An 11,924-nucleotide genomic window follows, 5' to 3' on the forward strand; every position below is an offset into this window, starting at 1 on the left:
TCAGCCCCCAGCGATAACCTGAAACAGCAGGATCTGGTCGCCTTCATTGACCTGCTGAAGTTCCCACTGCTCGCGCGGCAGGACCTGTTGATTGAGCGCCAGCGCCGTTCCCGGCTTGAGCTGGCGCAATTTGTCGAGCAGGGCGGCAACGGTGAGACCGTCGTCGCACGTCATCGGCTCATCGTTAAACAGAATGCGCATCGTGGCCTCCGCATACCGGGCAGTGGCTGGCGCGGTGTAGTGCCAGATGGCGCCAGCCGCTGGAGCGGGCGTCGAACAGCCGGAGCGTGTTGCGTTCCGTCTCCATGCCGCTGAGCAGCTTGATAGCCTCCAGCGCCTGAAGGGTACCCATCACGCCCACCACCGGGCCAAGAATGCCTGCCGTGCGGCAGTTACGCTCCGGTTCAGCCTCGTCCGGCCACAGGCAGCGGTAACAGCCCTGCGCCCACGGCGGGGTCAGGACCATTATCTGCCCGCCGAACCCCACCGCGCTGGCGGTGATAAGCGGCGTGTTCTGTGCAACACAGGCCGCGTTGATGGCCTGGCGCGTCGCCATGTTGTCCGTGCAGTCCAGCACCGCGTCGGCAAGGGCAACTTCACGTTGCAGCTCGTCTCCGCTAAGCCGCGTCTGGAGCGCAATCAGTTCGATATCCGGATTAAGCTGGTTAAGCCGCTGCCGGGTGATCTGCGCTTTAGGCTGGTTGACATCTTTAGTTGTGAAGAGGATTTGCCGTTGCAGGTTGCTGAGGTGCACCTCGTCGTCATCGGCCAGCACCAGCGTGCCCACGCCCGCACCGGCCAGATACAGCGCGGCGGGCGCGCCTAATCCGCCCAGGCCGACAATCAGTACCCGGCTGGCGAGCAGCTTTTGCTGCCCGTCAATGGCAATATCCTCCAGCAGGATCTGGCGGCTGTAGCGCATAAAATCGCGGTCATTCATCGCCTGCTCCTGCCAGCTGTAAAAGCTGCGCGGTGGCGGACCGCCAGTCTGCCGCCTGGGTGATAGCGCTGACGACGGCGATACTGCCGACGCCGGTCTCCAGCACCGCCGGGGCGCGTTCAAGGCTGATTCCACCGATGGCGACGGTCGGGTAATCGGCAAGGCGCTTAACGTGCGCCGTCAGCTGCGTCAGACCCTGCGGGGCAGAAGGCATCTGCTTGGTTTGCGTCGGAAAAACGTGACCGAGGGCGATGTAGGAGGGGCGGGCCGCCAGCGCCACGTCGATTTCCATATCATCGTGTGTTGAAACGCCAAGGCGCAGACCAGCCTGGCGAATGGCGTTCAGATCGGTGGTTTCCAGATCCTCCTGGCCCAAATGCACGCCGTACGCCCGGTGCTTAACGGCCAGCCGCCAGTAGTCGTTGATAAACAGGCGAGCAGTGTAGCGATGCCCCAGCGCGATGGCGGCGGCGACGTCGGCCTCCACCTCTTCATCACGCTTATCTTTGATGCGTAGCTGGAGGGTGCGAACGCCGGCCTCCAGCAGGCGTTCGATCCACTCCACGCTGTCCACCACCGGGTAAAGTCCTAAGCGAAAGGGCACGGAGGGGAAATCGGGCTTGTACATTACGCCTCCTCTTTTTTGAGGTAAATTTCGCCGCCTCTGGCGCGGAAGGTTTCCGACATGTCCGCCATACCGACTTCAATGGTCTGCGCGGCGGCGTAATCCCGCACCTCCTGGCTGATTTTCATCGAGCAGAATTTTGGCCCGCACATAGAGCAGAAGTGCGCGACTTTGCCTGATTCCTGCGGCAGGGTCTCGTCGTGATAGGCGCGGGCGGTGAACGGATCTAACGCCAGGTTGAACTGGTCTTCCCAGCGGAATTCAAAGCGCGCCTTCGACATGGCGTTATCGCGGATTTGCGCCCCCGGATGGCCTTTGGCCAGATCCGCCGCGTGGGCGGCAATTTTGTAGGTAATCAGCCCCTGCTTCACGTCCTCTTTGTTTGGCAGGCCGAGGTGCTCTTTCGGCGTCACGTAGCAGAGCATGGCGCAGCCGAACCAGCCGATCATCGCCGCGCCAATCCCGGAGGTGAAGTGGTCGTAGCCCGGTGCGATGTCCGTGGTCAACGGCCCCAGGGTGTAGAACGGCGCTTCGTGGCAGTGCTCCAGCTCCTCGGTCATGTTGCGGCGGATCATCTGCATCGGCACGTGGCCCGGGCCTTCAATCATCACCTGCACGTCATACTCCCAGGCGATTTTGGTCAGCTCGCCCAGGGTGTGCAGCTCGGCAAACTGCGCTTCGTCGTTGGCATCACGGATGGAGCCAGGACGCAGGCCGTCGCCCAGCGACAGGGAGACGTCGTACGCGGCGCAGATTTCGCAGATCTCGCGGAAGTGCTCGTAGAGGAAGTTTTCCTGATGATGGGACAGGCACCATTTCGCCATGATGGAGCCACCCCGCGAGACGATACCGGTCAGACGCTTCGCGGTCATCGGCACGTAGCGCAGCAGCACGCCCGCGTGGATGGTGAAGTAGTCCACGCCCTGTTCCGCCTGCTCCAGCAGCGTGTCGCGGAACGCTTCCCAGGTGAGGTTTTCAGCAATGCCGTTGACCTTCTCCAGCGCCTGGTAAATCGGGACGGTGCCGATCGGCACCGGGCTGTTACGCAGGATCCACTCGCGGGTTTCGTGGATGTAGCGGCCAGTGGAGAGGTCCATCACCGTGTCCGCGCCCCAGCGCGTGGACCAGACCAGCTTTTCCACCTCTTCTTCGATGGATGACGTCACCGCCGAGTTGCCGATGTTGGCGTTAACCTTCACCAGGAAGTTGCGGCCGATAATCATCGGCTCCGATTCCGGGTGGTTGATGTTGGCGGGGATAATCGCGCGGCCGGCGGCCACTTCGTCACGCACAAACTCCGGCGTGATGTTCTCCGGCAGGCGAGCACCAAAGCCTTCACCCGGATGCTGGTGGCGCAATATTTCGCTGCGGATGCGCTCGCGGCCCATGTTTTCGCGGATGGCGATGAACTCCATCTCCGGCGTGACGATACCCTGGCGCGCGTAGTGCAGCTGGGTTACGCACTTGCCCGCTCTGGCGCGTTTTGGCGTCAGCAGGCCGGTAAAGCGCAGCGCGTCCAGGCCGTCGTCGGCCAGGCGTTCTTTGGTGTACGCAGAACTGCGTACGCTCAGTTCTTCGCAGTCGTTACGCGCCTCAATCCACGGCTGGCGCAGCTTTGCCAGACCTTGCTGCACGTTGATAGCAACATCAGGATCGCCGTATGGGCCGGAGGTGTCATACACCGGCACGGCTTCGTTGTCTTCATACTGCGGATTCTCTTTGCTGCCGCCGATAAGCGTCGGGCTGAGCTGGATTTCGCGCATCGGCACGCGGATATCGGCCTGTGAACCGGTGATGTAGATGCGTTTCGAGTTCGGGAAAGCGGTGCCTTCCAGGGTATCGATGAAGTGTTGGGCCTGTGCACGCTGTTCGCGGCGGGTCAGTTTTGTTGTAGACATAGCTCATTCCAGAAGTGAAGGACATGGCTTGTCAGACGACGGATGAAGCAAGAGGAGATCGCCCCAGGGGCGATACAACAGCAGCGTGACTCTTGTTCCCTTCGCAGGTATTAACCTGATCAGGTTCCGCGGATCCCGAATTAACGGTCTCAGCCCGTGCTTACACACTGGGCACTCCGACAAGAAAAATCCCCCTCCGCAGAGGGGCGACTGGTTGTAAATTACTCGTTAACGGTTAAGAACTCAAGCAGGGCGCGCAACGTTATCGCTGCTGCTGATATTCAGGTTGTTATCCAGTACGAGGGCGATGAGCTTATCTTCCAGCGTGAATCGCTCTTCCAGCGCTTCGCCCAGGTCGGACAGCGCCTGCTGGAACTCAAGATAGTTATCGTGATCGATGGCGTTCTCGAGCGTGGAATCGTAATAGTCCATGATCTGCTGGGTATTGGCTTCAAGCTGCGGACAGAGTTTGCTGGCCGCTAAATACGGCGTTGTCCCTTCCATTTCGCGGATAATGCGTTCATAAATGTTGAAATGGCCGTCGGAGAGGTAGTCGACAAGGCTCTGACAAAAATCATCCAGCGCTTTTTCGTTCAGCCGCATAAAGGATTCTTTGCCAGGCTTAAGACCGACCAGATTGTAATACGCCACAAGGAGATGCTTGCGCACATGTAGCCAGCGATCCACCAGGGTGTTACTTCCTCCAACGCGCTCAGTCAGGCTTTCCAGCTGGTTTAACATGGTCGACTCCATAAGGTTTAGAATGGGATCTGCTTATCCAAAATGTAACCACAATGCTAACAACATGTCAGTGAAGCGAAGGTAGTGCAATAGATATGGATCGTATTATTGAAAAATCAGATCTGGGTTGGTGGATCGTCAGTCACGAACAAAAATTATGGCTGCCCTCAGGAGAGTTGCCCTACGGTACCGCGGAAACGTTCGATCTGGTGGGCCATCCCGCGCGGAAGATCGGCGAGTGGCAGGGCGATCCCGTGTGGTTGATCCAACAGGCGCGCCGTCAGGATATGGGATCCGTACGTCAGGTGTTAGATCTTGACGTCGGCCTGTTCCAGCTGGCGGGGCGGGGCGTGCAGCTGGCGGAGTTTTACCGTTCGCACAAATATTGCGGTTACTGCGGCCACACCATGCACCCAAGCAAAACCGAATGGGCGCTGCTCTGCGGCCACTGCCGTGAACGCTACTACCCCCAAATCGCGCCGTGCATCATCGTTGCCATTCGCCGTGATGATTCCATCCTGCTGGCGCAACATACCCGTCATCGCAACGGCATTCATACCGTCCTCGCCGGGTTCGTCGAAGTAGGCGAAACGCTGGAGCAGGCGGTGGCGCGCGAGGTGATGGAGGAGAGCAGCATCAAGGTGAAGAACCTGCGCTACGTGACCTCCCAGCCGTGGCCGTTCCCGATGTCTCTGATGACCGCGTTTATGGCGGAATATGACAGCGGCGAGATTGTTATCGACCAGAAAGAGCTGCTGGAGGCGAACTGGTACCGCTACGACAATTTACCGCTGTTACCCCCTCCGGGAACGGTGGCGCGTCGCCTGATAGAAGATACCGTGGCAATGTGTCGGGCCGAGTATGAGTAGTGTTACACTGACGGACTGACGCAATAAGGAACTGCAAAATGACCGAACTGAAGAACGATCGTTATCTGCGTGCGCTGCTGCGCCAGCCCGTTGATGTCACCCCGGTGTGGATGATGCGCCAGGCGGGACGCTATCTGCCAGAGTACAAAGCCACGCGCGCGCAGGCGGGCGATTTTATGTCGCTGTGCAAAAACGCCGAGCTGGCCTGTGAGGTGACGCTCCAGCCGCTGCGCCGCTTCCCGCTGGATGCCGCCATTCTCTTTTCGGACATTCTTACCATTCCGGACGCTATGGGCCTGGGGCTCTATTTCGAAACCGGCGAGGGCCCGCGCTTTACCTCGCCGATCAAAAGCAAAGCCGACGTCGATAAGCTGCCGATCCCCGATCCGGAAGGCGAGCTGGGCTACGTGATGAACGCCGTGCGCACCATTCGTCGCGAACTGAAAGGCGAAGTGCCGCTGATTGGGTTCTCCGGCAGCCCGTGGACGCTGGCCACCTACATGGTTGAAGGCGGCAGCAGCAAAGCCTTCACCATGATTAAAAAGATGATGTACGCCGAACCGCTGGCGCTGCATGCGCTGCTCGATAAGCTGGCGAAGAGCGTTACGCTCTACCTCAACGCGCAGATTAAAGCGGGTGCGCAGTCTGTGATGATTTTCGACACCTGGGGCGGCGTGCTGACCGGACGTGATTATCAGCAGTTCTCCCTGTACTACATGCACAAAATCGTCGATGGCCTGCTGCGTGAAAACGACGGTCGCCGCGTGCCGGTAACGCTGTTCACTAAAGGCGGCGGCCAATGGCTGGAAGCGATGGCGGCCACCGGCTGCGACGCGCTGGGCCTCGACTGGACCACCGATATTGCCGATGCGCGCCGTCGTGTGGGCGACAAAGTGGCGCTACAGGGCAACATGGACCCGTCCATGCTCTATGCTCAGCCTGCCCGCATCGAAGAGGAAGTGTCGACTATACTGTCTGGTTTCGGCCAGGGTGAAGGCCACGTCTTTAACCTCGGCCACGGCATTCATCAGGATGTGCCGCCTGAACACGCAGGCGTATTTGTGGAGGCGGTGCATCGGCTTTCTGCCCAGTATCACAAGTAAGGAGTGGTTATGGATCTCGCGTCGCTACGCGCTCAGCAAATCGAACTGGCTTCATCGGTGATCCGCGAGGATCGTCTGGATAAGGATCCCCCGCAGTACATTGGCGGGGCGGACGTCGGGTTCGAGCAGGGCGGTGAAGTGACGCGGGCGGCGATGGTGGTGCTGAAATACCCGTCGCTGGAGCTGGTGGAGTACAAGGTGGCGCGTATCGCCACCACCATGCCCTATATTCCCGGCTTTCTCTCCTTCCGCGAATACCCCGCGCTGCTGGCCGCGTGGGAGCAACTCTCGCAAAAACCTGACCTCCTGTTTGTTGACGGGCACGGTATCTCCCATCCGCGTCGCTTAGGCGTCGCCAGCCACTTTGGTCTGCTGGTGGACGTGCCGACCATCGGCGTGGCGAAAAAACGCCTGTGCGGCGCGTTTGAGCCGCTTTCTGCCGAACCGGGCGCGCTGGCGCCGCTTATCCATAAAGGCGAGCAGCTGGCGTGGGTCTGGCGCAGTAAAGCGCGCTGTAATCCGCTGTTTATCGCCACCGGACATCGGGTGAGCATGGACAGCGCGCTGGCGTGGGTGCAGCGCTGCATGAAGGGCTACCGGTTACCGGAGCCAACCCGCTGGGCTGACGCCGTTGCCTCTTCACGTCCGGCATTCATTCGTTGGCAGGAAATTCAGCCGTGATTCAGGTAAACTGCGGCTAATTTTCGATTCGAGACATCATCATGTTACAAAACCCGATTCATCTGCGCCTTGAGAAGCTGGAAAGCTGGCAGCACGTGACGTTTATGGCTTGCCTGTGCGAGCGCATGTATCCCAACTATGCCGCGTTCTGTAAGCAAACGGAGTTTGGCGAAGGCCAGATTTATCGACGTATCCTGGATTTGATCTGGGAGACGCTGACGGTGAAAGACGCAAAGGTGAACTTCGATTCACAGCTCGAAAAGCTGGAAGAGGCGATCCCGGCGGCGGACGATTACGACCTGTACGGCGTTTATCCGGCAATCGACGCCTGCGTGGCGTTGAGCGAGCTGATCCACTCCCGTCTGAGCGGTGAAACGCTGGAGCACGCCATTGAAGTCAGTAAGGCATCCATCACGACCGTCGCGATGCTGGAAATGACGCAGGAAGGCCGTGAAATGACCGACGAAGAGCTGCGTGCTAACCCGGCGGTTGAACAGGAATGGGATATTCAGTGGGAGATTTTCCGCCTGCTGGCAGAGTGTGAAGAGCGTGATATTGAGCTGATCAAAGGGCTGCGCGCGGACCTGCGTGAGGCCGGTGAGAGCAATATTGGTATAATTTTTAACCAATGAGACAACAAAACGTGATTTAACGCCTGTTTTGTCGCACCTCGACTCTTCCCTTCTGCCCCCCGTCTGGTCTACATTTGGGGGGCGAAAAAAAGTGGCTATCGGTGCGTGTATGCAGGAGAGTGCTTTTTTGGCATTTTCGTCGCACTCGATGCTTAGCAAGCGATAAACACATTGAAAGGATAACTTATGAACAAGACTCAACTGATTGATGTAATTGCGGACAAGGCTGATCTGTCTAAAGTGCAGGCTAAAGCTGCTCTGGAATCTACCCTGGCTGCTATTACTGAGTCTCTGAAAGAAGGCGATGCTGTACAACTGGTTGGTTTCGGTACCTTCAAAGTGAACCACCGCGCTGAGCGTACTGGCCGCAACCCGCAGACCGGTAAAGAAATCAAAATCGCCGCAGCTAACGTGCCGGCATTTGTTTCTGGTAAAGCACTGAAAGACGCAGTTAAGTAAGACGCGTGGCAGTGAACAGTTTTAACGAAGGGGCGGCAACGCCCCTTTTGTCATTCTGGCGTGGAACGCTCGCGCTGGCAGGCGTACTGTTGCTGTCTGCCTGTAGCCATGATTCCTCACTCCCCCCGTTTACCGCCAGCGGCTACGCTGACAACCAGGGCGCGGTCAGGATCTGGCGTAAAGATTCCAGCGATGAAGTCCATATGCTTACCGCGTTCAGCCCGTGGCATAACGGCAACACCTCGACCGCAGAGTACCGCTGGCAGGGCGATGCACTGTCGCTGATTGAACTGAACATCTACAGCAAGACCCCCGAACACGTGAAGGTGCGTTTCGACGACCACGGCGAGCTGAGCTTTATGCAGCATGAAGTCAGAGGGTTGAAACAGCAGCTTTCCAGCGATCAGGTCGCCCTTTACCGCTACCGCGCCGAACAGCTCCGTCAGACCAGCGACGCGCTGCGTCAGGGCCGCGTGGTGCTGCGCCAGGGGCGCTGGCATGCCGATGGCACGGTGACCACCTGCGAAGGGCAGACCGTAAAGCCTGAGCTTGAATCCTGGGCAACCGAACACATTCAGCGCCGTCAGCGGCATTCGTCTATGGAAGTGAGCGTGGCGTGGCTTGAGGCGCCGGAAGGCTCTCAGCTGCTGCTGGTGGCGAACGAAGACTTCTGCACCTGGCAGCCGACAGAGAAAAGTTTTTGATTTAAGTTCCCTCTCCCTTGAGGGAGAGGGTCAGGGTTAGGGTTAGGGTTAGGGGGAAATTACTCCCCCTGCTCCCGCGCAATAGCACGATAACCGATATCCTGACGGCTGAAGCTGCCGTTCCAGTGAATATCCGCCATCAGCGCATAGGCGCGTTTCTGCGCTTCTGCCACGGTCTGGCCCAGCGCGGTCGCACACAGCACGCGGCCGCCGTTGGTGAGCACGCGGTCATCGTCAGCCAGCTTCGTACCGGCGTGGAACACCTTCGCGCCGTCAATCTCTTCCAGCGGCAGGCCGTGGATCTCATCTCCGGTGCTGTAGTTCCCCGGATAGCCACCCGCAGCAATCACCACGCCCAGAGACGCACGCTCGTCCCACTCTGAGGTTTTCTCGTCCAGCTTGCCTTCGCAGGCCGCCAGGCACAGATCCACCAGGTCGGATTTCATGCGCAGCATGATCGGCTGGGTTTCCGGATCGCCGAAGCGGCAGTTGAATTCAATCACCTTCGGGTTACCCTGCTTGTCAATCATCAGGCCCGCGTAGAGGAAACCGGTGTAGGTATTGCCTTCCGCCGCCATGCCCTTCACGGTAGGCCAGATGATGCGATCCATGGTGCGCTGATGCACCTCATCGGTAACAACGGGAGCAGGGGAGTAAGCGCCCATCCCGCCGGTGTTGGGGCCGGTATCGCCATTGCCCACGCGCTTGTGATCCTGGCTGGTGGCCATCGGCAGAACGTGCTCGCCGTCGACCATTACGATAAAGCTCGCCTCTTCGCCGTCGAGGAACTCTTCGATCACAATGCGGTGGCCCGCATCGCCAAAGGCGTTGCCTGCCAGCATATCCTGAACGGCCGCTTCGGCTTCTTCGAGCGTCATCGCGACGATAACGCCTTTCCCGGCAGCCAGGCCGTCGGCTTTGATCACAATTGGCGCGCCTTTTTCACGCAGGTAAGCCAGAGCAGGCTCTACCTCGGTGAAGTTCTGATATTCCGCCGTAGGAATGTTATGACGCGCGAGGAAATCCTTGGTGAAGGCTTTTGAGCCTTCCAGCTGCGCGGCACCTTCCGTTGGACCGAAGATTTTCAGGCCCGCAGCGCGGAAGGCGTCAACCACGCCAATTACCAGCGGCGCTTCCGGGCCGACGATGGTCAGGTCGATTTTTTCGCTCTGGGCAAAGCTCAGCAGCGCCGGGATATCGGTCACGCCGATATCCACGTTCTGCAGCGCGGGTTCCAGTGCGGTACCGGCGTTACCTGGTGCCACGAAGACAGTTTTAACCTGCGGAGACTGCGCCGCTTTCCACGCCAGCGCGTGCTCGCGCCCGCCATTACCAATCACTAATACTTTCATTTTCTGCTCCGGGAATTAATGGCGGAAGTGGCGCATGTCGGTGAAGATCATTGCGATGCCGTGTTCGTCGGCAGCGGCAATAACCTCGTCGTCGCGGATAGAGCCGCCAGGCTGGATCACACAGGTGATGCCCACCGCAGCCGCAGCGTCGATACCGTCGCGGAACGGGAAGAAGGCGTCAGAGGCCATGGCGGAGCCTTTCACTTCCAGGCCTTCGTCACCTGCTTTAATACCCGCGATTTTCGCAGAGTAAACGCGGCTCATCTGGCCTGCGCCTATCCCGATGGTCATGTTCTCTTTGGCGTAAACAATGGCGTTAGACTTCACGAACTTCGCCACTTTCCAGCAGAACAGCGCGTCGCGCAGCTCCTGTTCGGTTGGCTGACGTTTGGTCACCACGCGCAGGTCGGCTTCTGTCACCATACCCAAATCGCGATCCTGCACCAGCAGACCGCCGTTTACGCGCTTGAAGTCCAGGCCCGGCACGCGTTCTGCCCACTGGCCGCAAACCAGTACGCGCACGTTCTGTTTTGCCGCAGTGATTTTCAGCGCGTCTTCGGAGGCTGATGGCGCGATGATCACTTCGACAAACTGGCGGGAGATAATGGCCTGCGCGGTCTCAGCATCCAGCTCGCGGTTGAAGGCAATAATGCCGCCGAATGCGGAGGTCGGGTCGGTTTTGTAGGCGCGATCGTAGGCATCCAGAATAGAGGTGCTTACTGCAACGCCGCACGGGTTGGCGTGCTTGACGATAACGCAGGCTGGCTCGCTGAACTCTTTCACGCATTCCAGTGCGGCGTCGGTGTCGGCAATGTTGTTATAGGAAAGGGCTTTGCCCTGAACCTGCTGGGCGGTCGCAACGGAGGCTTCTTTTACCTCTTCTTCTATATAGAAGGCAGCCTGCTGGTGGCTGTTCTCACCGTAACGCATATCCTGCTTCTTAATGAAGTTCAGGTTCAGGGTGCGCGGGAAGCGGCCAGAAGGATCTTTGCTTTCACCGTGGTAGGCAGGAACCAGGCTACCGAAGTAGTTGGCAATCATGCTGTCGTACGCGGCGGTGTGTTCGAACGCCTTAATCGCAAGGTCGAAGCGGGTTTCGAGAGTGAGGGAGCCGTCGTTAGCATCCATCTCATTAATAATGGCGCTGTAGTCGCTGCTCTTCACCACGATGGCCACATCTTTATGGTTCTTCGCCGCGGAGCGCACCATGGTTGGACCGCCGATATCAATATTCTCAACCGCATCTTCCAGAGAGCAGCCTTCGCGGGCGACGGTCTGGGCGAACGGGTAGAGGTTAACAACGACCATATCGATAGGCGCGATATCATGCTGTTCCATAATGCCGTCGTCCTGACCGCGACGGCCCAGAATGCCGCCGTGCACTTTCGGATGCAGGGTTTTGACGCGTCCATCCATCATTTCCGGGAAACCGGTGTAGTCGGACACTTCGGTTACCGGCAGACCTTTTTCTGCTAACAGGCGAGCGGTACCGCCTGTAGAAAGCAGCTCCACACCGCGTGCGGAAAGTGCCTGAGCGAATTCGACGATACCGGCTTTATCAGAAACACTGAGCAGAGCGCGGCGGACTGGACGACGTTGTTGCATGGTAAATCCCCTGGATTTCACGATTACAGAGAGCGTTAGATGAATTTTCCAGCGAAAAACTCATCTAACACACCTGACGAGGCCTCCTTGTTAAGCGCGAGCATTTTAACGAAAACGTTTGCGCAACGCTCGCATATTTTCACTTTTTCGAAGCGCTGTGGATAACTCTGTGTGTAAAAGGGTATAAGGCGGGGTTTTGCTGGGGAATGCAGCAGTCAGTCATTTTTCTGTCATTTAGCGGTTGCGGGCTGCGGAGAACTCCCTATAATGCGCCTCCATCGACACGGCGGATGTGAATCACTTCACAGTTAACCC

Annotated in this window: 13 protein-coding genes and 1 riboswitch; of the genes, 6 read left to right on the top strand and 7 right to left on the bottom strand. The window is 58.5% G+C overall.

Features of this window, described 5'->3' with window-relative positions; translation table 11 throughout:
* The 5 genes from thiS to IM314_RS21290 all read right to left on the bottom strand — a co-directional run bounded on the left by thiS (position 1) and on the right by IM314_RS21290 (position 4,204).
* Entirely contained in the window at positions 1-201 is a 201-nt protein-coding gene (gene thiS / locus IM314_RS21270; RefSeq protein WP_193359341.1) for a sulfur carrier protein ThiS, read from the bottom strand.
* Positions 185-940: a HesA/MoeB/ThiF family protein gene (locus IM314_RS21275; RefSeq protein ID WP_193359340.1), complete on the bottom strand. Its 756-nt coding sequence runs from the start codon at positions 938-940 to the stop codon at positions 185-187. The genes thiS and IM314_RS21275 overlap by 17 nt, the downstream gene beginning before the upstream one ends.
* Positions 933-1,568: a thiamine phosphate synthase gene (thiE, locus tag IM314_RS21280; protein ID WP_041911591.1), complete on the bottom strand. Its 636-nt coding sequence runs from the start codon at positions 1,566-1,568 to the stop codon at positions 933-935. The genes IM314_RS21275 and thiE overlap by 8 nt, the downstream gene beginning before the upstream one ends.
* Entirely contained in the window at positions 1,568-3,463 is a 1,896-nt protein-coding gene (gene thiC, locus IM314_RS21285) for a phosphomethylpyrimidine synthase ThiC (protein WP_028015104.1), read from the bottom strand. Before thiC ends, thiE begins: the two co-directional genes overlap by 1 nt.
* Before the next feature lie 79 nt (positions 3,464-3,542).
* Positions 3,543-3,652: riboswitch (TPP riboswitch) on the bottom strand.
* A 54-nt stretch (positions 3,653-3,706) separates the two neighbouring features.
* Positions 3,707-4,204 carry an Rsd/AlgQ family anti-sigma factor gene (locus IM314_RS21290; RefSeq protein ID WP_028015105.1) on the bottom strand — a complete coding sequence of 166 codons (498 nt, stop codon included), beginning with the start codon at positions 4,202-4,204 and terminating at the stop codon, positions 3,707-3,709.
* Between the two features lie 95 nt (positions 4,205-4,299).
* On the opposite strand from IM314_RS21290, the gene nudC reads away from it, so the two are divergent.
* The 6 genes from nudC to IM314_RS21320 all read left to right on the top strand — a co-directional run bounded on the left by nudC (position 4,300) and on the right by IM314_RS21320 (position 8,652).
* A complete protein-coding gene (gene nudC / locus IM314_RS21295; RefSeq protein ID WP_193359339.1) occupies positions 4,300-5,073 on the top strand; it encodes an NAD(+) diphosphatase in 774 nt (257 codons plus the stop codon).
* Positions 5,074-5,111: 38 nt separating this feature from the next.
* On the top strand, positions 5,112-6,176 hold the full coding sequence (gene hemE, locus IM314_RS21300; RefSeq protein ID WP_028015107.1) for a uroporphyrinogen decarboxylase: 1,065 nt from the start codon (positions 5,112-5,114) through the stop codon (positions 6,174-6,176).
* Between the two features lie 9 nt (positions 6,177-6,185).
* Complete coding sequence (gene nfi / locus IM314_RS21305) at positions 6,186-6,857, top strand: deoxyribonuclease V (protein WP_010425928.1); 672 nt, start codon at positions 6,186-6,188, stop codon at positions 6,855-6,857.
* Between the two features lie 41 nt (positions 6,858-6,898).
* Positions 6,899-7,489, top strand: coding sequence for a YjaG family protein (locus tag IM314_RS21310; protein ID WP_022646712.1), 591 nt, complete (start codon positions 6,899-6,901; stop codon positions 7,487-7,489).
* 186 nt (positions 7,490-7,675) lie between these two features.
* The gene (hupA, locus tag IM314_RS21315; protein ID WP_002445246.1) at positions 7,676-7,948 is read left to right on the top strand and encodes a nucleoid-associated protein HU-alpha; all 273 of its coding nucleotides are present in this window, start codon (positions 7,676-7,678) and stop codon (positions 7,946-7,948) included.
* Positions 7,949-7,959: 11 nt separating this feature from the next.
* On the top strand, positions 7,960-8,652 hold the full coding sequence (locus tag IM314_RS21320) for a DUF1481 domain-containing protein (RefSeq protein ID WP_193359344.1): 693 nt from the start codon (positions 7,960-7,962) through the stop codon (positions 8,650-8,652).
* A gap of 59 nt (positions 8,653-8,711) precedes the next feature.
* On the opposite strand, the gene purD is transcribed toward IM314_RS21320, so the two are convergent.
* Together purD and purH are read right to left on the bottom strand one after the other, a co-directional pair.
* The gene (gene purD / locus IM314_RS21325) at positions 8,712-10,004 is read right to left on the bottom strand and encodes a phosphoribosylamine--glycine ligase (protein WP_193359338.1); all 1,293 of its coding nucleotides are present in this window, start codon (positions 10,002-10,004) and stop codon (positions 8,712-8,714) included.
* Positions 10,005-10,019: 15 nt separating this feature from the next.
* On the bottom strand, positions 10,020-11,609 hold the full coding sequence (gene purH / locus IM314_RS21330; protein WP_193359337.1) for a bifunctional phosphoribosylaminoimidazolecarboxamide formyltransferase/IMP cyclohydrolase: 1,590 nt from the start codon (positions 11,607-11,609) through the stop codon (positions 10,020-10,022).
* Between the last annotated feature and the right edge of the window lie 315 nt (positions 11,610-11,924).

Origin of the sequence: Enterobacter cloacae complex sp. P42RS, from assembly GCF_014930595.1 — a bacterium.
GTDB classification, from domain to species: Bacteria; Pseudomonadota; Gammaproteobacteria; order Enterobacterales; family Enterobacteriaceae; genus Enterobacter; species Enterobacter bugandensis.